Below are 22,491 nucleotides of genomic sequence, written 5' to 3'. Positions count from 1 at the left end.
GAGTGAAGTCGATTCAGGGGTAGGGGAGCGTTGTATGCGGGTTGAAGGTTGACCGGAAGGACAGCTGGACTTCATACAAGTGAGAATGCCGGTATGAGTAACGAAAAGATCAGTGAGAATCTGATCCGCCGAAAGCCTAAGGGTTCCTGAGGAAGGTTCGTCCGCTCAGGGTAAGTCGGGACCTAAGGCGAGGCCGAAAGGCGTAGTCGAAGGACAACAGGTAGAAATTCCTGTACCACCGTAATCCGTTATGAGCGATGGGGTGACGCAGTAGGGTAGTGACGCGAGCTGATGGATGCTCGTCCAAGCAGTGAGGCTGGTGTGTAGGCAAATCCGCACACCGATAAGGCTAGGCTGTGATGGGGAGGGAAAATTTACAGTACCGAAGGTCATGATCTCACACTGCCAAGAAAAGCCTCTAGCCAGGAGAAGGTGCCCGTACCGCAAACCGACACAGGTAGGCGAGAAGAGAATTCTAAGGCGCGCGGAAGAACTCTCGTTAAGGAACTCGGCAAAATGACCCCGTAACTTCGGGAGAAGGGGTGCCTCGGTAGGGTGAATAGCCCGAGGGGGCCGCAGTGAAAAGGCCCAAGCGACTGTTTAGCAAAAACACAGGTCTGTGCGAAGCCGCAAGGCGAAGTATACGGGCTGACGCCTGCCCGGTGCTGGAAGGTTAAGGGGAGCGGTTAGGAGGAATACCTCCGAAGCTGTGAACCGAAGCCCCAGTAAACGGCGGCCGTAACTATAACGGTCCTAAGGTAGCGAAATTCCTTGTCAGGTAAATTCTGACCCGCACGAATGGCGTAACGACTTGGGCGCTGTCTCAACGAGAGATCCGGTGAAATTTTAATACCTGTGAAGATGCAGGTTACCCGCGACAAGACGGAAAGACCCCATGGAGCTTTACTGCAGCTTGATATTGGACTTGGATACGATTTGTACAGGATAGGTGGGAGCCTAGGAAGCCGGAGCGCCAGCTTCGGTGGAGGCGCCGTTGGGATACCACCCTGATCGTATCTAGGTTCTAACCTGGTACCGTGATCCGGTACGGGGACAGTGTCAGGTGGGCAGTTTGACTGGGGCGGTCGCCTCCTAAAGAGTAACGGAGGCGCCCCAAGGTTCCCTCAGAATGGTTGGAAATCATTCGAAGAGTGCAAAGGCAGAAGGGAGCTTGACTGCGAGACTGACAAGTCGAGCAGGGACGAAAGTCGGGCTTAGTGATCCGGTGGTACCGCATGGAAGGGCCATCGCTCAACGGATAAAAGCTACCCTGGGGATAACAGGCTTATCTCCCCCAAGAGTCCACATCGACGGGGAGGTTTGGCACCTCGATGTCGGCTCATCGCATCCTGGGGCTGAAGTAGGTCCCAAGGGTTGGGCTGTTCGCCCATTAAAGCGGTACGCGAGCTGGGTTCAGAACGTCGTGAGACAGTTCGGTCCCTATCTGTCGTGGGCGCAGGAAATTTGAGAGGAGCTGTCCTTAGTACGAGAGGACCGGGATGGACGCACCGCTGGTGCACCAGTTGTTCCGCCAGGAGCACAGCTGGGTAGCTAAGTGCGGACGGGATAAGCGCTGAAAGCATCTAAGCGTGAAGCCCCCCTCAAGATGAGATTTCCCCGTATGTAAGACCCCTTGAAGACGACAAGGTTGATAGGCCTGAGGTGGAAGTGCCGTAAGGCATGGAGCTGACAGGTACTAATCGGTCGAGGGCTTATCCAAAAAATAAAATGCAAATCTAGTTTCGTATCCAGTTTTCAAGGATTCAACCTTGAACCGATTTTTAGCTGCACGCCTTTTATAAGGTTTGATCTTTTGCTGAAGCGGAAAGCGCGGAAGTAAAAGCAGCGCAAAAATCATGTTTGGTGGCAATGGCGGAGGGGTTCCACTCGTTCCCATCCCGAACACGACCGTTAAGCCCTCCAGCGCCGATGGTACTTGGACCGAAGGGTCCTGGGAGAGTAGGACGCTGCCAAGCAATGTTCCCCGATAGCTCAGTCGGTAGAGCACTCGACTGTTAATCGAGTTGTCACAGGTTCGAGTCCTGTTCGGGGAGTCAAATCCCCAGAAAGTTACGATTTGCTTCGAAGCATATTCCGATTACTTTCTGGGGACCCCAAAAATTTGCTCTCATAGCTCAGTAGGTAGAGTGCATCCATGGTAAGGATGAGGTCACCGGTTCGATCCCGGTTGAGAGCTTCCCTACATATGGCCCGTTGGTCAAGGGGTTAAGACACCTCCCTTTCACGGAGGTAACAGGGGTTCGAATCCCCTACGGGTCACCATCTTCTTTCATATGTAGTCCCAGATATCTGGAGGCTTAGCTCAGCTGGGAGAGCATCTGCCTTACAAGCAGAGGGTCGGGGGTTCGATCCCCTCAGCCTCCACCATAAATATTGGGGATTAGCCAAGCGGTAAGGCAACGGACTTTGACTCCGTCATGCATAGGTTCGAATCCTATATCCCCAGCCATTTTTCTAAGTAAGAGCCATTAGCTCAGTTGGTAGAGCACCTGACTTTTAATCAGGGTGTCGAAGGTTCGAGTCCTTCATGGCTCACCAGTTTTCCTTGCGCGTGTGGCGGAATTGGCAGACGCACTAGACTTAGGATCTAGCGTCTTTGACGTGGGGGTTCAAGTCCCTCCACGCGCACCATCTATGCGCGGACGTGGCTCAGCGGTAGAGCATCGCCTTGCCAAGGCGAGGGTCGCGGGTTCGATTCCCGTCGTCCGCTCCATCTTAATACGCGCCCTTAGCTCAGCTGGATAGAGCGTTTGACTACGAATCAAAAGGTCAGGAGTTCGAATCTCTTAGGGCGCGCCACTTTTTCAATTTCATATTTCACCTTATTGACGGGATGTAGCTCAGCTTGGTAGAGCACCTGGTTTGGGACCAGGGGGTCGCATGTTCGAATCGTGTCATCCCGACCATCTCTTTAAGGTGCGGGTGTAGTTCAATGGTAGAACTCCAGCCTTCCAAGCTGGTAGCGTGGGTTCGATTCCCATCACCCGCTCCATACATAACAGCAACATCATCGGATAAGATGATGTTTTTTGTTATAATTTTAACCTTATTACCATTGCGGCCTTCCTCCCGGGTATAAAAGTTTTCTATTGACGCCTTATACCCTTGCGTTTTACTGCTTTACCGTGTTAAGGTAAGTAAAGTTGCGACGGAATCGAATCCGCAGTCATAGCGTCCAAGAATTTCTTACAAATTAAGTGAAGATTTTCAGGTCAGTTTGTTGTATGATGTTAGGAAACGCTTGGCGCACGTCATTAGGTCTAACCGACAAAGATCATGACCATGCTGAATTTAGCATGCTGCATTGGGATGAAAAGGGGGAGAAACATGACAGAGTTAACGGTTACCGCAGGTAAAGGCAACTCGAATAACCTGCTTCGGCGCGACATTCGTTTTTTGGGCAATATTCTAGGAGAGGTCCTGGTGCATCAGGGCGGCAATGAGCTCTTGGATATTGTCGAGAAGATACGTGAAGCCAGTAAATCCCTGCGGGCTGTATTTTTACCGGAGTTACATGAAGAGTTTAAGGGAATGATCAATTCTTTAGAACCCGGCATCCGTCATCAGGTGATTCGTGCATTTGCGATCTATTTCCAATTAGTGAATATTGCGGAGCAGAACCACCGCATTCGCCGTAAACGCGATTATGAGCGTTCTGCAGGGGAAGAGGTTCAGAGCGGTACGATCGAGGCCGCTGTCCGCGATTTGAAGGAAAAGGGTTTTAGTTATAGCGAAGCTCAGGAGCTCCTGAGCGGCATGTCTCTGGAGCTGGTCATGACCGCCCACCCAACGGAAGCGATGCGCCGTGCGATTCTGGACATCCACAAACGGATCGCTGACGATGTCATGCAGTTGGATAACCCCACGCTGACCTTCCGCGAACGGGAGCAATTGCGGGAGAAGCTGCTTAACGAGGTCATTACCCTTTGGCAGACCGATGAATTGCGGGATCGCAAGCCTACCGTACTGGATGAGGTCCGAAATGGGATGTACTATTTTCACGAAACCTTATTCCATGTGCTGCCTGAGGTTTATCAAGAACTGGAACGCTGCCTGACCAAATACTATCCAGAGCACTACTGGCACGTCCCAACGTACTTGCGCTTCGGCTCGTGGATCGGCGGCGACCGGGACGGAAATCCTTCGGTAACCTCCGACGTGACCTGGGAGACGTTGCGGATGCAACGTAAACTGGCGGTGCGCGAATATCAGCGGATTTTGTCCGATTTGTTCAAGCACCTTAGCTTCAGCACCACCATCGTGGACGTTACGGACGAGCTGATGGCTTCCATTCAGCGGGATCGCCTGCAAGTGACCCTGCGCAAAACGCAGCAATGGAACAACGAGAAGGAACCTTACCGTATTAAGCTGACGTATATGACGGAGAAGCTGCACAATGTTCTGGATGATAGCACAAAGGATACGCCAGAGCGTTATCCAAACGTAGAGGCATTTATCCAGGATTTGAAAATCATCGACCGCAGCTTGCGTCATCACTACGCAGACTATGTGGCGGATACGCATATCAAGAAGCTGATCCGTCAGGCGGAGCTGTTTGGCTTCCATACTGCCACGCTGGATATCCGTCAGCACAGTAAAGAGCATGAGAACGCCATGACGGAAATTTTGGCGAAAATGAATATTGTGGAGAACTATGCCGAGCTGGAGGAGCAAGAGAAGATTCAACTGTTGGAACGGTTGTTAAACGACCCGCGTCCATTAACTTCTCCTTATCAGGATTACTCGGAGAGCACAAGAGAATGTCTGGACGTATATCGTACGGTGTATCAGGCGCAAAAAGAATACGGCACACAGTGTATCACCAGTTACCTGATTAGTATGACAGAGGCGGCCAGCGATATCCTTGAGGTCATGGTCTTCTCGAAAGAAGTAGGCTTGTTCCGTAAAGAAGCGGACGGTACTGTCGTTTGCACGCTTCAATCGGTTCCGCTGTTCGAAACGATCGACGATCTGCACGCCGCACCAGGCATTATGCGTCAGTTGTTCAGCATGCCGATTTACCGGGAGTCGGTGGCGGCGATGAACGATCTCCAGGAAATTATGCTCGGCTACTCCGACAGTAACAAAGACGGCGGCGTAGTTACAGCAAACTGGGAGCTGCGTGTAGCCTTGAAACAAATCACAGCGACAGCCAATGAATTTGGCATTAAGCTGAAATTCTTCCACGGGCGCGGTGGCGCGCTTGGCCGCGGCGGCATGCCGCTCAACCGCAGCATCCTCGTGCAACCGCCGGAGACGATCGGCGGCGGTATCAAGATCACGGAGCAAGGCGAAGTGATCTCGTCACGTTATTCCTTGCGTGGTATCGCGTACCGCAGCTTGGAGCAGGCGACTTCGGCGCTGATCACCGCAGCGATTCAAGCGAAGCTGCATCAAGATCAAGGGCCAAGCGCAGAAGAACAACGCTGGGAAGAGATCATGAGCGGCATTTCCGAGACATCGCTTCAGAAATATCAGGACCTGGTTTTCCGAGAGCCGGATTTCTTGAAGTTCTTCCGTGAGTCAACGCCATTGGTCGAAGTGGGTGAGCTGAATATCGGCTCCCGTCCATCCAAGCGGAAGAACAGTGATCGGTTTGAGGATTTGCGGGCAATTCCTTGGGTGTTTGCCTGGACGCAAAGCCGGTATTTGTTCCCGGCATGGTATGCGGCTGGAACCGGCCTGTATAATTTCTATCAAAATAATGAAGAGAACCTCAAGGTTCTTCAGGATATGTATCAGAACTTCTCGTTCTTCCGCACGGTGATCGATACCTTGCAATTTGCGTTGAGTAAAGCGGACTTGGTCATCGCGAAGGAATACGCCAAGATGTGCAAGGATGATGAAGTGAGGGAGCGGATCCTGGGTCAAATTGAAGAGGAATTCCATTTGACGCGGGAAATGGTGCTGAAGATTTGCGGGATTTCAGAAATTTTCGACAACCTTCCTGGCCTGCAAGAATCAATCCGATTGCGTAATCCTTATGTTGATCCGCTGAGCTATTTACAGGTGCAGCTGTTAACGGAATTGCGGTCTGCGCGTGAAAAAGGGCAGGATGATGCCGAACTGTTACGTGAAGTGCTGCTTACGATTAACGGAATTGCTGCCGGACTCCGGAATACGGGCTGATCCATTATTGGCTCAGGATAGGGATGCCAAGCCAGACCTTCTTCATAAGAAGGTCCGGCTTTTTTGCTGTTGGCTTGGCTGGATGTATTGCATTTTGGGATAAGTTGCTTTAACATTTGAATGAAGTGCCGACGACTGGAAGTACCCTTTCAAGGATTTAATGGTCAGGATTCGGATCAAGGACGACCTATTACATTGCCTTAGACCAAGGGACGAATAGCCGGACAGGCAGGGTACAAGTACCTGAGCCCTTCCAACCGATTTGGGGGAAAATATGGTGGTGGAACATTTCGATGCAAGACTGGTGAAGCTGGCCCGTAAAGGGGATCAGGAAGCCTTCGCCGAACTTGTTGATCTATATAAGGATAAGCTTTATCATCTCGGATACCGGATGCTGTCCAACCGGCACGAAGCGGAAGATGTCGTGCAGGAGACGTTCTTAAGGGTATATAAAAACTGGAACCGCTACGACGAAAAACAGAAGTTCTCAACCTGGATTTACCGGATCGCGACGAACTTGTGTATTGACCGACTGCGTAAGCGGAAGCCAAGTTATTACTTGGACGCGGAGATGAACGATCAGGATGGCTTGGACGGATACACTCTGATTCCTGGGGATGAACGGACACCGGAAACGGAATACTTGCTGTCGGAAACGCAGCTAACGATTCATCAAGCGATCGAAGGCTTGCCTGCCAAATATAAGTCGGTGATCGTGCTCCGTTATTTGCAGGAACTGTCGCTGCAGGAGATCAGCGAAGTTTTGGATATGCCGGTGACCACGGTGAAGACGCGGGTTCACCGCGGACGCGAATTTTTACGTAAAAAACTGGAGCATAAAATGCTCTGAAATTTGGGCTCCGCCCGGGGAATTATTTTTTGAAACGAATTCTGCAGCATTACGTATTGTAAGGTAGGATGTAGGACGACTATGATCTTAGCCGTGCCTTCCGCATTTCGCATAGATTGATACTACTGAAAGGATTGGCTGATATGGAATGCAAACATGCCTCATCTTTGATGCATGATTATCTGGACGGCGAATTAAGCCGCGACCAAGCCGAACAGCTGAAGCAGCATCTAGACGAGTGTCCGGATTGCCTCAAGGAATTCAGGGAATTGGAACGAACCGAAATGATGTTGTTTGCCACCATCAAGCAGCATAGCAACATCTCGGCTCCCGATGAACTGGTGAACCGGATCATCAGTCAGATTCCAAGTCAACCCAAACAGCAGGCATGGATCCAGTGGATCAGACGCCATCCGGCGTTGACAGCGGCAGCAATGTTCTTGCTGGTGATGTTATTCAGCGCGGTATCGCTTTGGGATAGCGACGATCAGCTGGTCGTAAAAGGAGCGGGTCTGGATCAGGTCATCATTCAGGGCGATACGGTCACGGTACCAAGTGACGCCGTGATTGCCGGGAACTTGACCATTGAGAACGGGAAAGCCGAAATCTATGGTAAAGTTCAAGGCAACCTAACCGTAATTGATGGCTCCTATTACCAAGCCTCCACGGCGCATATTTCGGGCGAAGTTAAACAGATCGATCAAGCGCTGGACTGGATCTGGTACCGGATCATCAATACGTTTACGGAAGTCGCCTCTAGGTGATCGTAAGGCGATAATGAGTTTTTGGGCGCCCTTCCATCGGGAATTGGCGCTTTTTTTATTTTTTGGGACCAGGTAAAAATTTGCAATCGTTACGAAATGAACCTATTTTTGCTGGACGCTTGCATCTGACATGTGAACGTTATAACCTAGTATTTAGGGGAAACTTATAGAGACAGGCGTGAATGAAGCTGTACATATTGTTTCCTTGTTGGCGGGCCAAACGTCCGCAAGGAACTTTCCGGGGGTCGCAGCATGAACTATTTTGCGAATTTGACTTGGCAGGATACCATTAAGGATGTCATCGATATCCTAATTGTTACCTATATAATATATCACTTGATTTTGCTTGTCCGCGGAACACGGGCCGTTCAGTTGCTCAAGGGAATTTTAGTTCTGGTCTTTATTTGGGCCGTAAGTACCTGGTTCGACTTGTATACGCTGAAATGGCTGATGAATCAAATGTTTACGTTTGGCGTGCTGGCGATCTTCATTATTTTCCAACCGGAGCTTAGACGTGCGCTGGAGCAGCTTGGCCGGGGCAAGCTGTTCGGGCGAAACAGCGCGGACGAGGAAGAGTTTGGCAAAGAGATCGGTGAAATTATAAAAGCCGTGAATTATTTATCGCGCCGGAAGATTGGGGCTCTGATCGTGTTTGAACGCGATACGGGGTTAAATGAATATACCGAATCGGGAATTCCGATGCAGTCGATTATTTCTTCGCAGCTGCTGATCAACATCTTTATCCCAAATACGCCGCTTCATGATGGAGCCGTGATTATTCAAGGCCACCGGATCTCTGCGGCCGCCTGTTATTTGCCGCTGTCGGAGAATCCGTTCATCAGTAAGGAGTTGGGTACAAGGCACCGGGCAGCGATCGGAATTAGTGAGGTCGGAGATGCTGTCTCGATCGTCGTGTCGGAGGAGACGGGACAAATTTCGCTTGCGATTGACGGTCAGGTCGTCAGGGACATTAACGAGGAGTCGTTGATTTCCAAGCTGTATGCGGAATTAGGTCCGAACTCGCGCACCCAAGACAAGCGCAGCCCGTTCCGTAGACGGAAGGAGGCCGACAAAAATGGATAAATGGCTAACTCACAACAATTTTGCCAAGGTCCTTGCGCTGGTGTTTAGTATCATGTTGTGGGCGATGGTTCATTTGGACAGCGGGACTCCCGTAGACTCCACTACCTTGGCGCAGTCGCGTTACATCGACAACGTCAAAATCGAAGTGACCGGATTTGACGAGGACAAATACGTTTTGTACGATCTGGATCCCAGCACCGTGCGTATGGAAGTGAAGGGGAAACGGATCGATTTGACGACGAATTTCTCGGATTATAAGGCGAGGCTAAATCTGGAAAATCTGGGACCTGGGACATTTACCCTTCCTTTAACCCATGAGCTTCCTCCTGGGGTCCAACTGGTCTCCATGGAACCCTCCATCGTAAAGGTAACGATTGAAGCGAAGGAAACCCGGACGATTCCCGTGACCATTGTCACGAAAGGGGAGCCGGCCGACGGTTTAGTGCTTGGGACGCCAATTGTTGCCGGGAGCGGCACCGTTGATGTGACCCTGCCGGCGAGTGAGGCGCAGGAGCTGAGCAAAGTCGAAGGTACGGTGGATGTGACGGGACTGAAGGAATCCGTTAAAGGCAAAAGCGTCAAACTGACAGCATATGATAAGCAAGGGATGCCCATGGAGAATGCGAAGATTTCACCTAGTTCCGTGGTTGTAGACATCCCAATCAATAAGCTATACAAAAATGTGCCGATCGAAATACGCAAAACCGGGCAATTACCTTCCGGATACGTCTTAACCGATGTGGAGATTGACGTAGAGGGAGTCGTTCTATACGGTACAAAGGAAGCGTTGGAGGGTATATCCTCCTATCCGTTGACGGTGGATCTAAGCCGTTATAACGGTTCGAATGAGACTAAATACTCGGTGGACTTGACTCCTCCAAAAGGTTTTGAGAAAATCGAGCCGAGCTCTGCCACGATCACATTGCATGTAATGCCCGGAGGACAGAAGCAGCTGGACGACATCCCGATCACGTTGAAAAATGTCGGATCCATGTACGATGTCAAGTGGATCCGGCCAACTGAGCCGAGCTTGAGTCTGACAGTGATTGGGGCCAGCGTGGTGTTGGACGCGCTCCAGCCGGAGAACATTCAGTTGACCGCTGATCTCGCACATCTGGGGGCGGGGACGCATACGATCCCGATTGAGATTAAATTGCCGGAGGGTGTGGCTCTGGCCGACCCGAACACTTCATTGTCCGTGGACGTGGAGCTGACGGAGAAAGGAAATCCAACCTCCGGTGTTCCTGTGGAGCATCCAAATCCGTCAGACGGTACACAAAGCCCAGCCGGTAATGGATCATCGCATGGATCGCCATCTCATCAAGAGGATGGAAGCAATGCGACAGACGACGATACCTCAGGGAACGGTAATGGCACATAACATGAACATAAGCAGACAACGACGAACATAGACCGGTCAGACGCCTCCTGGGAGATGAGGAGAACGGTGCGGTACTGGCAAACAGTTGAAGGAGTGAAATCATGGGGAAGTATTTTGGAACGGATGGCGTAAGAGGAATTGCGAATAAAGAATTAACAGCAGAACTGGCTTACCAGATCGGCCGCTGCGGCGGTTATGTGCTTGCAGGGCAGGTACCTAAGCCCAAGGTTGTCATTGGTATGGATACGCGTATTTCCGGCGTAATGCTGGAGTCTGCGTTGGTGGCGGGGCTGTTGTCGATTGGCGCCGAAGTAATTCGACTTGGCGTCGTGACGACACCTGCGGTTGCTTATCTCACTCGCTTGCTTAAAGCGGACGCGGGCGTCATGATTTCCGCATCCCACAATCCGGTGGAGGATAACGGGATTAAGTTCTTCGGCAGTGACGGCTTTAAGCTGTCGGATGAAACGGAGCTGCAAATCGAAGAACTGCTCGACAAGGCTGTCGACGAGTTACCGCGGCCGATCGGCGGCGACTTGGGGACCGTGACGGTGGACAATGAATCGAAGCTGAAGTACCTTGAGCACTTGAAAACGACGATCAACTCCTCGTTTAAAGGGCTGAAGGTGGTGTTGGATTGCGCGAACGGGGCGGCCTATGAGCTGGCACCAAGATTGTTCCGCGAGCTGGGAGCCGAAGTGCATACGCTGGCAGCTGAGCCTAACGGGCTCAACATTAACGATCATTGCGGATCCACGCATCCGGAGCGGCTGAAGGAAGAAGTCGTTCGACTTGGCGCTCATGTAGGGCTTGCGTTCGACGGCGACGCGGACCGGTTGATTGCGATTGACGAGCTAGGTCAAGAAGTGGACGGCGACTATATCCTGTGCATCTGCGGCGATGCGATGAACAAAGCCGGTAAGCTGAAAGACAGCACGGTTGTCTCGACAGTGATGAGTAATTTTGGCTTCTATAAAGCGGCCAAGAAATTGGGGCTGGCTACCCAGCAAACTGCAGTAGGCGACCGCTATGTTATGGCGGAAATGCTGCGCGGCGGCTACAATCTGGGCGGGGAGCAGTCCGGTCACGTGATTTTCCTGGACTACAATACAACCGGGGATGGCATTTTGACGGCGATTCAGTTGGTCGATACGATGCTGGCTTCCGGCAAGCCGCTTAGCGAGCTGAAGAAGGTCATGAAGCAGTATCCGCAGGTGCTGGTGAACGTTCGCGTACAGGACAAGAGCAAGTTCGCGGGTAACGCTGTGATTGCTGAAGCGATTGCGGAAGTAGAGCAAGAATTGGGCGATAACGGGCGCGTGCTGGTTCGGCCGTCGGGAACGGAATCCCTCATCCGCGTTATGGCCGAAGGGCCGGAGAAAGCGGAGCTGGAGAAGCTGGTCGCGCAAATTGTAGAGGTTGTAGAGAAGCAGTTGGTGTAACGACCTGATTGTTTGGTTCATGATATAGGACTTTGAGAACCGCCGGACGGGTGAGGATGCCTGTCGGGCGGTTTTTGCTAGGGAGAGGGCGTCTGTTTGGCTCTCTTTTTGACGATTATCCCGTTGCATCAGGTTGAGGAGAGGTGAAAAGCAGGTGCAACTTAAGGGCATTAAATGCCTCATTCGGGTGTGTATTCACCCAGATCTGAACGAAAGGGATCATGGTGCAAAGTGTCGGGCGAAAAGGGAAATGAAGGGCCAATAAGGGACATTAGAGCCTTAAGTTCCATTAGGGTACAGGGGGACAAGCTCGACGGGAGAAGGAATTCCCGTTTTTTTCTAGACCAATAGGGTAAAAAACACGGTTCGACGAATCAGGACAAGGATAGTGTAAAATCTCTGTGGGTGTAGGAATTGGAAAAAGCGGATATAGAAAAAGAGCTTCTCCCTTGGTAAAGTGATGTTTGACGCACAAAACACCAAGAAGGAGGAAGCTCCTGTGAGCCACTTTACCACAATAATGCCGACGATGAAAGAGATTGAGCAATGGATTTTCCGGAAAATGCAGGAGGAATTCGCTCGTGCGATGAAGCAGGTACTGGAGGCGCTGGATCAGCAGATCCTGGAGCAACGGGACCGAGAGCGTTATCGAGTAAAGGACGAGCGTGAAACAAGCGTCAACACAGTGTTCGGGAATGTGCGCTTTAAGCGGAGATTGTACTGTGACCGTAGAAGCGGCAAACACGTGTATCTGCTGGATCAGCTGTTGCAATTCGAAGGGCGCGGGAAAGTCAGTCCGCATTTGGAAGAGACAGCAATCGCATTCGCAAGCCAAGGACCGTCGTACCGGGACAGCGCAAAGCGGCTGGAGCAGCTTTTGGGCTACAATGTGCTGAGCCACCAAGCGATCAGGGAAAAACTGATGGAGCGTGCGCAACAGCCGATGCCAGCGGTGAAACGGCGCGCTGCCCGCGTGCTGTTCGTGGAAGTGGATGGGCTGTACACGAAGCTGCAGCGGAGCAAAAAGCGCGGGATGGAGAACGCAATTGCAGTCGTACACGAAGGCTGGGAGAAGAACGGCAAGCGGGTACAGCTGAAGAACAAACAGCATTACCTGCATACGAGCGGCGGCAACTTCTGGGAAGGGTTCGGGGACTTTCTGGTGGAGCGTTACGAAATCGACGAGAACACGTGGCTTGTGGTGAACGGAGACGGCGCGGCGTGGATCGGGGAATGTACATCCTACTTTCACCAATGTCTGTACATGCTGGACCGCTTTCATGTGGCGCGTGATTTGAAACGCTTTGTTGGTCATTTGCCGCAGGTGTGGGAGACCGTGAGACGGTCTTTGGCCAAACAGGATGCAGCCGCGCTTATGGCGGTCCTGGAAGGCGTGTCGGAGCAAGAGATAGCGGAAGAGAACCGGAAGGATTGGAAGCCGTATAAAAGATTTCTAAAGCGGCATGAGAAGCATTTGGACGACTACCGAAAAACACTCCAGGCGAAGGGGATCGACACAAGCGGTATGCGCCCGATGGGAAGCGCGGAATCGCAGATGCGTATATTCGCCAAGCGGACGAAGCGTGGCGGGTACAGTTGGAGTGAGCGAGGCGTCAGGGCGATGCTGAGGACGATGATGAGGATTCAAGAAGCGGGCACGGTGGTAAGAACGGTTGAAGGACAAGCGAGTAAGCAGGCAACGCCGCAGCAGTCGATAAACATGCGGCAATTGCTCAAGAACGTGACGCAACCGGTCAAGGGTTGTATCGCTGGAATGATTCGCATGCTGCAAGGACCGAAGCAAAGCAGCACAACGGGTATGGCACTCAAAGCACTTCGCGGATAACGGCAAAAAATTCTGACAAATCACTTGTGTTTGATGAAAGAACGAAGCAAAGCGCTTACAAGGAAGAGGTTCCTTCGGGGTTCGCGTTCCAGGCATCTTAAATGACTGCCCACGCTAGCTTGACACTGACCAGGACAAGATGATCATTGCCAAATCGTGTGAAGGTGCATATAATTAAGCATATTCGAGCAGAGAAAGTGAGGGTAGTTAGGTTTACCGGATTTTAAGCGCCAGAACTTCATTGTGCGCGTTTCGTTTGGACCGATTTAGGAAATCGCGCGATCAAGGGAACGTTGTTGAGAAGCAGGGGCGGAAGGCTGGCTTGCAGCGACAACGGTGAATCCTTGAGGCGTTATTATCGGTTCAAGCGTACGGCAAAGCGAAGTTGACGAGGTGGAGGTGTTCGGAATGTTCGGCGGGGGCCTCCCGGTGCTGCATCGCACCGTAACCGTATCGGCAAAAGGATGGGGCGACCTTTCCCACAAACCGTGCGGGCAGATGGATAATCACATTCATAGATCGTTCATGAATGTACGTAAGCAAGTGACGCGGAAAGAGCCGCGGTAGACGGAGCAATCTGGACATTCGTGAAAAAATGAATGAAAGTTGCGTAACGTTTGAGTGATGATCAATCTGTTGATGATTGGTTGGATATATTTTTTTACAATTGAATAGTTCTGTCTCGGTGTACCGCGTAAGGCTTCTTCCGTGTTTCATTTCTTACGGCCAAAAAACCATCTTGTAAGAATGAAACGGAGGATAAATGATTATGTGTGGTATTGTTGGATACATTGGGAATCGGGATACGCAGTCGGTGTTGCTTGAGGGATTAAAGAAACTGGAGTATCGCGGGTACGACTCCGCAGGGATTGCTGTGTTTACGTCGGAGGGTCTGAAGATTGCAAAATCGCTCGGCCGTCTGGCGAACCTGGAATCCAAGCTGGAGGATGCACCGCTCAAGGGTTCGGCCGGAATTGGTCACACCCGTTGGGCTACGCACGGCAAACCGTCTGACGTGAATTCTCATCCGCATACCGATCATACCCAGAAATTTTCGGTCGTGCATAATGGGATCGTCGAAAACTATCTGGAATTGAAGGAAGAGCTGATCAGTCAAGGGTATGTCTTTGTTTCTGAAACGGATACGGAGGTCATTTCCCATCTGGTCGCTCGCGAGTATCAAGGCGATATCGTGAAGGCGGTTCAGAAGGCGATCAGCTATATGCGCGGCGCTTTTGCACTTGGGGTGCTGACGGAGTATGAACCTGACAAACTGGTGGCTGTCCGTCAAGCTAGCCCGTTGATCATTGGTCTTGGCGAAGGCGAGAACTTTATCGGCTCCGACATTCCTGCGTTGTTGAATTACACGCGGAACGTCTATATTTTGAACGATGGCGAGATGGCGGTGCTGACGAAGGATTCTGTCGAACTGATGACCATCGAAGGGAATTTTATTTCTCGGGAAATGATTCGTGTCGATTGGGACGCTGTCACCGCGGAAAAAGGCGGGTTCGATCATTTCATGCTGAAAGAGATCCACGAGCAGCCGAAGGCCTACCGGGACACGATGCTGGGCCGCATCGACGAAAGCGGACGCAAAGTCGTGTTGCCTGGCTTGAAACTGACGGACGAGAAGATCCGCAGCCTGAGAGCGATTCATATCGTTGCTTGCGGTACGGCTTATAACGCCGGTCTGGTCGGCGGGACGGCGATCGAGCAACTCGTACGCATTCCGGTGATGACGGACGTCGCTTCGGAATACCGTTACCGCTCGCCGTTGATTACGCCGGATACGCTCGTGATCGTTGTCAGCCAATCGGGCGAAACGGCCGATACGCTGGCAGCACTGCGTGAAGCGCAAGCAAACGGTGCCCATGTGCTGGCGATCACCAACGTGGTTGGCAGCTCGATTGCCCGCGATGCAGACGATGTGATCGCTACGCTCGCTGGTCCGGAAATCGCCGTCGCTTCGACGAAGGCGTATACGTCCCAGTTGATTGCCTTTTACCTGCTTGCTCTGTACATGGCTCAGGTTCGCGGTACGCAAAGCGAAGATCAAGTGGCTCATGTGATTGCGGCCATGCAGTCGCTGCCGGAGCAGGTGGAAAGCATGCTGGCTCAGGCCGATGTGGTGAAGGCTTATGCGGAGCAAATTGCTAGCAATGAGCATCTGTTCTTTATCGGTCGCGGTCTCGACTATTCCGTCGTGCAGGAAGGTTCGCTGAAGCTGAAGGAAATTTCCTACATTCACTCTGAAGCGTACGCTGCCGGTGAGTTGAAGCACGGCACCCTGGCCTTAATCGAAGAAGGCGTTCCGGTGATTGCGCTGGCAACCCAGGAATCTGTGCTGGAGAAAACCGTCAGCAACATCAAGGAAGTAAAAGCGCGCGGCGCAGAAGTCATGGCGATCACGCACGAGGAGCATGTACCTGACCTGCTGAAGTCGGTTGACCAAGCGCTGTCCATTCCGAAGACGCTGCCGCTGCTGACACCAGCCCTGTCGGTCGTACCGCTCCAATTGCTCGCTTACTACGCTTCCCTGGCTCGCGGCAACGACGTCGACAAGCCACGGAACTTGGCGAAGAGCGTGACGGTGGAGTAAGATATCATAATCTGGACTCAATTTTGTAGACAGCTAATAAATCCCGTCCTGGGAAAATAAAATCTGTCCAGGGACAATAAAAAATGTCCAAGAAGCCGAGCGATGGTTAGGGTTCATGCCTGATCAGCTGTTCGGCTTCATCTTTTGGAAAGGGGGTAGGGGGAGAGGGTGAAAGGGAAAAGGGGTTGATAAATCAGGCTTTGTCCCAATATACCCTCCCCTTTTGTCCTTTCCCTTACCCCTTCTCCCTATCCCCTCAAATTATTTCCCTGGACATTTCCCAACGTTCCATTTCCCTTAACCCTTTCCCCTAATCCCCTAATTCCTTCCAATTTGGCGGACACTTTTTATTTTCCTGGTATTTTGTACCAACTGGTTCCTGAAAGCCTGAAAAGCCTTGCGGCTCTAGGGAAGAGAGGCGATGAGGGGAAAGTTGTGGGATGGACATGAATTATTGTCTTTTGACATAGTAGGGAAATGAAAAATTATTAAATCACGTTCTCTTGGTTTGATTGCTTAGAGGGGGCAGGGGAAAGGAAAATCATTTTTTGATATGATTTGATCAGAAAATTCTGGATTTATCCTATGATTTGAACTTTATGATATACAAAATCAATATTCGTTTGATGTTAAACAAAGCAATATAGGTCAAAAAAATCATGGTTTCTTCTGTTATCTTATTTGTAAGGAGGTGTAAGGAGGCCTATTAAATGAGCTACAGTCCCATTATTCAAAAAACGATTGAATATATAGAGACTAATTTGTATGAAGAGTTATCTTTAGAAGTCCGGTGAAAAAGTCCGCGTAAGCAGGCCTTTATCACGGGTTTGTCGAATTTATATCGTAACACGATGATCGAAAGAGTGATTGAACATGAAAGCCTATAAGTCATCGGCTATCCAGCCTCAGATGTTCCAATTTGTGGATATGGATGAACTCGTACCGAAAAAGCACATCCTGCGCCAACTGAACGAAGCGCTTGATTTTTCCATCGTCCATGATTGGGTGGCGCCGCTGTATACGGAACGTACCGGACGCCCGGCGGCTGACCCGGAGCGGATGGTTCGACTCATGCTGCTTTCGTATTTGTTCAACCATTCCGAACGGGAATTGTATCAACTGTTGCCCATGCATGGGGGCTACTTGTGGTTTTGCGGACTGGATTTCGAATCCGTCTTGCGCCCGGATCCATCCAGGCCGTCCCTGCCGGATCGGACGACCTTGGTGAAGACCCGGAAATTGTGGCGAAAACACGGTATTTTCGACACGCTCATGAAACATGTCGTCGATCAGTGCATCGCCGCCGGACTGGTCCAACCCGATGTAGATGCGGGAGTCGACGGTTCCCAAGTACGCGCCAACGCTTCTATCCACAGCTTGAAAGAAATCACTCTGGCCCCTGTGGAGTCGATTGAAGACTACCTGGCTCGCATGGCCCGGCAAGACGAGCAACCCGAAGGTGACGCCGCTGATTCCGATGATGACAGACGGCCGCCCGCACCGCCCACGCGAACAGAACGGCGTCTGGAAGACGAAGCGACACATGAAGATTTTCATGGCAAAACGTTCTCGAACAAGACCCACCGCAGCGTGACGGACCCGGATGCTCGCTTGTACAAAAAGAGCAACGGTCAGGAAGCGCATTTGCGGTATTTGGTGCATCATGTGACGGATGTCAAATCCGGCGTCATTCTGGCTACGCAAGCGAGCATCGCGTCCGGAACGGCTGAGCGCGAGACGAGCTTGCAGCAGCTGGCCGCGATCCGTTTTGCCCATCCGCAAATCCGGATTCGCACGCTTTCTGCCGATAAAGCCTACGGTACGACAGATTATCTGCGATCGCTGTTCGAGCAAGGGATTATTCCTCTGGTTTCGCTTCGCAACCTGGCACTGGAAGATGTACCGACTTGGAAACGCCAAACGAACGATCCGGAGAAACAACGCAAGCGTCTGGCCAAAATCCGAGAAATCCAAATCCGCAACAAAGCCAAACAAATTCAGCTCAAGGGTTCTTACCGTCATCTGCAAAAGTTACGGACGCGGTGCGAGCATGTGTTTGCCGAAAGCAAAGTCGCGCATGGCCTGGGTCGCGCGCGGAGCCGCGGCCTGGATTGCATGCAGGAGCAGGCACTGCTCACGGCAATCGTTCAAAATCTGAAAAAACTATGCCGGTTTAAGAAGAAACGACCTCAAACCGGTATTTCGGCATGTCCAAAACCGAAATCCGTGATGATGGAGGTGGTGTCGGACCTGCTCATTTCGGTGTTGGTTGGGTTGTTTTCCTCTTTTTTCATGCCGAAGAGACGGATACAACTGACTTAAATCACCGGACTTTTAGAAAACATTGCTCAGTTTGCTGGTTTTTCAAAGTACCATTTTCATCGTATTTTTCAAAAAGAAGTTGGTGTGACTGTATCTGAATATGTTCGTTATCGAAGAATTGCTAATTCAGCCAACATGCTGCTTTATACGGATAAAAAGATAATAGATATTGCTTTCTATTATTGCTTTGAAACACAAGAATCATTTACCCGTTCGTTTAAGAAATATTATCAATTACCGCCAGGACAATACCGCAAAATCATGGGTAAATTAACTTTACAAAGGGAGGATATCATGTTAAAAAACGAACAATTGAAAGGATGGAAATTAAGCGGAAGCCACCCGTTTAATTATAAAATGGGAGTTGACAGAGAAATCTTTCACAAGGGGAAAGCATCTGGATTCTTAAAGGCTGTTACTGTCCAATCTCAAGCTGAATTTGCCACAATGATGCAACAATTTAAGGCAGAAAAGTATCTTGGTAAAAGGATAAAACTTTCTGGGTTTATAAAATCAAAAGGTGTTGATGGATTCTGTGGGTTTTGGATGCGAGTGGATGATGCACTTGGGGATGTGTTGCAATTTGATAATATGAGTGACCGCCCGATTGTAGGAGATACTGAATGGAATCATTACTATATCGTTTTAGAAGTCCGGTGAAAAAGTCCGCGTAAGCAGGCCTTTATCACGGGTTTGTCGAATTTATATCGTAACACGATGATCGAAAGAGTGATTGAACATGAAAGCCTATAAGTCATCGGCTATCCAGCCTCAGATGTTCCAATTTGTGGATATGGATGAACTCGTACCGAAAAAGCACATCCTGCGCCAACTGAACGAAGCGCTTGATTTTTCCATCGTCCATGATTGGGTGGCGCCGCTGTATACGGAACGTACCGGACGCCCGGCGGCTGACCCGGAGCGGATGGTTCGACTCATGCTGCTTTCGTATTTGTTCAACCATTCCGAACGGGAATTGTATCAACTGTTGCCCATGCATGGGGGCTACTTGTGGTTTTGCGGACTGGATTTCGAATCCGTCTTGCGCCCGGATCCATCCAGGCCGTCCCTGCCGGATCGGACGACCTTGGTGAAGACCCGGAAATTGTGGCGAAAACACGGTATTTTCGACACGCTCATGAAACATGTCGTCGATCAGTGCATCGCCGCCGGACTGGTCCAACCCGATGTAGATGCGGGAGTCGACGGTTCCCAAGTACGCGCCAACGCTTCTATCCACAGCTTGAAAGAAATCACTCTGGCCCCTGTGGAGTCGATTGAAGACTACCTGGCTCGCATGGCCCGGCAAGACGAGCAACCCGAAGGTGACGCCGCTGATTCCGATGATGACAGACGGCCGCCCGCACCGCCCACGCGAACAGAACGGCGTCTGGAAGACGAAGCGACACATGAAGATTTTCATGGCAAAACGTTCTCGAACAAGACCCACCGCAGCGTGACGGACCCGGATGCTCGCTTGTACAAAAAGAGCAACGGTCAGGAAGCGCATTTGCGGTATTTGGTGCATCATGTGACGGATGTCAAATCCGGCGTCATTCTGGCTACGCAAGCGAGCATCGCGTCCGGAACGGCTGAGCGCGAGACGAGCTTGCAGCAGCTGGCCGCGATCCGTTTTGCCCATCCGCAAATCCGGATTCGCACGCTTTCTGCCGATAAAGCCTACGGTACGACAGATTATCTGCGATCGCTGTTCGAGCAAGGGATTATTCCTCTGGTTTCGCTTCGCAACCTGGCACTGGAAGATGTACCGACTTGGAAACGCCAAACGAACGATCCGGAGAAACAACGCAAGCGTCTGGCCAAAATCCGAGAAATCCAAATCCGCAACAAAGCCAAACAAATTCAGCTCAAGGGTTCTTACCGTCATCTGCAAAAGTTACGGACGCGGTGCGAGCATGTGTTTGCCGAAAGCAAAGTCGCGCATGGCCTGGGTCGCGCGCGGAGCCGCGGCCTGGATTGCATGCAGGAGCAGGCACTGCTCACGGCAATCGTTCAAAATCTGAAAAAACTATGCCGGTTTAAGAAGAAACGACCTCAAACCGGTATTTCGGCATGTCCAAAACCGAAATCCGTGATGATGGAGGTGGTGTCGGACCTGCTCATTTCGGTGTTGGTTGGGTTGTTTTCCTCTTTTTTCATGCCGAAGAGACGGATACAACTGACTTAAATCACCGGACTTTTAGATGTTCCTAAAAATAGTGCAGTCATATCTTTTGGTGTTTTACTTTCAGGGAAAGGGCAAGTATGGATTGATGAACTTAAATTTGAGGAAGTGGATGAGCATACACCAACAACAAATATTGATTTTACAGTTGACCTTTTAGACGAGCCTACCAATTTATCTTTTGAAGAGTGGGAGTAAGATGATATTATCTCCGTAAAATATATCCGTCCAGGAAAATGTCCAAGAAGCCGAGCAGGGGCAGGGTTTTGCCTGGGTCCATGCTGGGCTTTTCTTCGTTTGAAAGGAGTACGCACTGTCGCCTTTTCGCCTGATTTTTTCCAGATTGGCTGACATGATTTATTTTCCCTTAACATAGCAGGGAAATCAAACACGATGAAAGCATGGTTCGGATAGTGTGAACGTTTGGAGGGGAAAGGCGAAGGGGCATTTGGAAAAGACTAGAATGTATCGATGTGTATTTCATCGGCACTGGCCTGGTGTGTGATACAATATTGTGTAAACATGATATGAAGTATATTTAAGTCAGGAAGATCATGGCTCGCTTGCCTGAATGAAAGGTATGATTACAATGGACTGTTGTGCTCCGACAAATCGTGAGGGAACAAACAAAACCGATTGCCCGAACTGCGGACAAAACGGAAGACATGTGCCGCTCATCACGCTCAAGTCGTTGTTGAAACCTGCGGCTTTGGCAATGCTTGAACCTGACCGTGATCACGCCTTTTGCCCGAACCCGTCCTGCGAAACGGTCTATTTTGCGTGGGACGGTTCGCTGACTTTTGCCGTAGGAGACTTGAAAGTGCCCGTGTTTCAAAAAGATTCGGACATAGATGTCCCCGTTTGTTACTGTTTTGACTGGACAAGGGAACGCATCGAGCGAGCCGTGCGGAACGGAGGAGAGCCGCTTGCGGAAATTAAAGCTCATGTCCAGACGGGGCGTTGCGGTTGTGAAGTGAACAACCCCCAGGGAGCTTGTTGCATGGGGAACGTGGCGGAGTTTATTCGACAGGTGAACGAGAACTGACCTGTTGAACATGCATTGGTTGTTCCGACGAAAGGGTGAAAAGTGATGATCAAGGCGATCATTTTGTTTCTGGCGGCAGGATTGGCGGAAATCGGTGGCGGGTATCTGGTTTGGCTATGGCTGAGGGAATCCAAACCGATATGGGTCGGCGTGCTGGGAGGGATAATCCTTGTGCTGTACGGGATCATTCCCACCCTGCAAAGCTTCCCGAACTTTGGCCGAGTATATGCCGCCTACGGCGGGGTCTTTATTATTTTGGCGGTCTTCTGGGGATGGTTCGTGGACAGGAAAACGCCCGATCTCTACGACTGGATCGGAGCGGTGATTTGCCTGGCGGGAGTTTCCGTCATGTTGTGGGCTCCGCGGTCTTGATCCGAAGGGAACAATTCGCATTTCCAAACAAGTTTATTTTGCATAACCATATAGTTATATGGTAAATTTATTATGAAGGAAGGTGAAAGGATGTGGACATCGAAAAATTGGCGGAGATGCTGAAAGCGTTGGCCGATCCCACCCGTTTGAAAATGCTCGCAATACTCCAGCATCGGGATTGTTGCGTATGCGAATTCGTTCCTGTGTTCAAGATCTCCCAGCCAGCGGTTTCCAAACATTTAAGCCGATTGAAAACGGCGGGGTTAGTCAAGGAGAGCCGCAAAGGGCAATGGGTGTTTTACTCTCTGAACCGTGAAGTTCTTGAACAGGTTGGATTGGTGTTGAGGCAGTTGCCCGACATGTCGGATGAATTGAAAGAGCTAGAAAAACAGGGACTATTGGTTAATGTTTGCTGTGAATAAGAGGAGTGTATCACATGGGCAGTCAAA

Annotated in this window: 14 protein-coding genes, 11 tRNA genes, 2 rRNA genes and 2 pseudogenes (1 of these 29 running past the window's edge); all 29 read left to right on the top strand. The window is 50.8% G+C overall.

The features are described from left to right. Positions 1–1,720 (top strand): 23S ribosomal RNA (locus ACL02P_RS14425); it begins 1,342 nt to the left of the window's first position. Between the two features lie 139 nt (positions 1,721–1,859). After that, positions 1,860–1,976, top strand: a 5S ribosomal RNA gene (gene rrf, locus ACL02P_RS14420). A gap of 5 nt (positions 1,977–1,981) precedes the next feature. Further along, positions 1,982–2,054, top strand: a tRNA-Asn gene (locus tag ACL02P_RS14415). 70 nt (positions 2,055–2,124) lie between these two features. Further along, positions 2,125–2,197, top strand: a tRNA-Thr gene (locus ACL02P_RS14410). 11 nt (positions 2,198–2,208) lie between these two features. Further along, a tRNA-Glu gene (locus tag ACL02P_RS14405) sits at positions 2,209–2,283 on the top strand. 29 nt (positions 2,284–2,312) lie between these two features. Continuing rightward, positions 2,313–2,388, top strand: a tRNA-Val gene (locus ACL02P_RS14400). A gap of 7 nt (positions 2,389–2,395) precedes the next feature. Then, positions 2,396–2,470: transfer RNA gene (locus ACL02P_RS14395), tRNA-Gln, on the top strand. Positions 2,471–2,483: 13 nt separating this feature from the next. Then, positions 2,484–2,559, top strand: a tRNA-Lys gene (locus ACL02P_RS14390). A gap of 9 nt (positions 2,560–2,568) precedes the next feature. After that, positions 2,569–2,652: transfer RNA gene (locus ACL02P_RS14385), tRNA-Leu, on the top strand. Between the two features lie 7 nt (positions 2,653–2,659). Then, positions 2,660–2,734, top strand: a tRNA-Gly gene (locus ACL02P_RS14380). Between the two features lie 9 nt (positions 2,735–2,743). Continuing rightward, positions 2,744–2,820 (top strand) — tRNA-Arg (locus tag ACL02P_RS14375). A 30-nt stretch (positions 2,821–2,850) separates the two neighbouring features. After that, positions 2,851–2,927: transfer RNA gene (locus tag ACL02P_RS14370), tRNA-Pro, on the top strand. Between the two features lie 12 nt (positions 2,928–2,939). Further along, positions 2,940–3,013: transfer RNA gene (locus ACL02P_RS14365), tRNA-Gly, on the top strand. A 335-nt stretch (positions 3,014–3,348) separates the two neighbouring features. After that, the gene (ppc, locus tag ACL02P_RS14360; protein ID WP_412837553.1) at positions 3,349–6,150 is read left to right on the top strand and encodes a phosphoenolpyruvate carboxylase; all 2,802 of its coding nucleotides are present in this window, start codon (positions 3,349–3,351) and stop codon (positions 6,148–6,150) included. 274 nt (positions 6,151–6,424) lie between these two features. After that, positions 6,425–7,000: an RNA polymerase sigma factor SigW gene (gene sigW / locus ACL02P_RS14355; RefSeq protein WP_412837552.1), complete on the top strand. Its 576-nt coding sequence runs from the start codon at positions 6,425–6,427 to the stop codon at positions 6,998–7,000. 143 nt (positions 7,001–7,143) lie between these two features. After that, positions 7,144–7,764, top strand: coding sequence for a zf-HC2 domain-containing protein (locus ACL02P_RS14350; RefSeq protein ID WP_412837551.1), 621 nt, complete (start codon positions 7,144–7,146; stop codon positions 7,762–7,764). A gap of 252 nt (positions 7,765–8,016) precedes the next feature. After that, the gene (cdaA, locus tag ACL02P_RS14345; RefSeq protein ID WP_009226540.1) at positions 8,017–8,847 is read left to right on the top strand and encodes a diadenylate cyclase CdaA; all 831 of its coding nucleotides are present in this window, start codon (positions 8,017–8,019) and stop codon (positions 8,845–8,847) included. Further along, entirely contained in the window at positions 8,840–10,228 is a 1,389-nt protein-coding gene (locus ACL02P_RS14340) for a YbbR-like domain-containing protein (protein ID WP_412837550.1), read from the top strand. The genes cdaA and ACL02P_RS14340 overlap by 8 nt, the downstream gene beginning before the upstream one ends. A 101-nt stretch (positions 10,229–10,329) precedes the next feature. Further along, a complete protein-coding gene (gene glmM / locus ACL02P_RS14335; protein WP_260071136.1) occupies positions 10,330–11,670 on the top strand; it encodes a phosphoglucosamine mutase in 1,341 nt (446 codons plus the stop codon). 499 nt (positions 11,671–12,169) lie between these two features. Continuing rightward, positions 12,170–13,516, top strand: coding sequence for an ISLre2-like element ISTco1 family transposase (locus ACL02P_RS14330; RefSeq protein ID WP_412836575.1), 1,347 nt, complete (start codon positions 12,170–12,172; stop codon positions 13,514–13,516). A 408-nt stretch (positions 13,517–13,924) separates the two neighbouring features. After that, entirely contained in the window at positions 13,925–14,083 is a 159-nt protein-coding gene (locus ACL02P_RS14325) for a hypothetical protein (RefSeq protein ID WP_412837549.1), read from the top strand. A gap of 202 nt (positions 14,084–14,285) precedes the next feature. Beyond that, the gene (gene glmS / locus ACL02P_RS14320; protein WP_036646334.1) at positions 14,286–16,118 is read left to right on the top strand and encodes a glutamine--fructose-6-phosphate transaminase (isomerizing); all 1,833 of its coding nucleotides are present in this window, start codon (positions 14,286–14,288) and stop codon (positions 16,116–16,118) included. Positions 16,119–16,991: 873 nt separating this feature from the next. Next, complete coding sequence (locus tag ACL02P_RS14315; protein ID WP_009223158.1) at positions 16,992–18,440, top strand: IS5 family transposase; 1,449 nt, start codon at positions 16,992–16,994, stop codon at positions 18,438–18,440. Positions 18,441–18,452: 12 nt separating this feature from the next. Beyond that, positions 18,453–19,094, top strand: a pseudogene (locus ACL02P_RS14310) (helix-turn-helix transcriptional regulator); the annotation flags it as partial. 85 nt (positions 19,095–19,179) lie between these two features. Continuing rightward, entirely contained in the window at positions 19,180–20,628 is a 1,449-nt protein-coding gene (locus ACL02P_RS14305; protein WP_009223158.1) for an IS5 family transposase, read from the top strand. Between the two features lie 9 nt (positions 20,629–20,637). Next, positions 20,638–20,823, top strand: a pseudogene (locus tag ACL02P_RS14300) (AraC family transcriptional regulator); the annotation flags it as partial. A gap of 391 nt (positions 20,824–21,214) precedes the next feature. After that, complete coding sequence (locus ACL02P_RS14295; protein WP_412838252.1) at positions 21,215–21,670, top strand: putative iron-sulfur cluster-binding metallochaperone; 456 nt, start codon at positions 21,215–21,217, stop codon at positions 21,668–21,670. Positions 21,671–21,715: 45 nt separating this feature from the next. Beyond that, a complete protein-coding gene (locus tag ACL02P_RS14290) occupies positions 21,716–22,042 on the top strand; it encodes a YnfA family protein (RefSeq protein WP_412837548.1) in 327 nt (108 codons plus the stop codon). Positions 22,043–22,134: 92 nt separating this feature from the next. Next, entirely contained in the window at positions 22,135–22,464 is a 330-nt protein-coding gene (locus ACL02P_RS14285) for an ArsR/SmtB family transcription factor (RefSeq protein ID WP_412837547.1), read from the top strand. Positions 22,465–22,491 lie beyond the last annotated feature (27 nt).

The organism is Paenibacillus sp. MB22_1 (assembly GCF_047200555.1).
Taxonomy (GTDB): Bacteria; Bacillota; Bacilli; order Paenibacillales; family Paenibacillaceae; genus Fontibacillus; species Fontibacillus phoenicis.
This window is presented reverse-complemented; position numbering and strand designations above follow the sequence as displayed.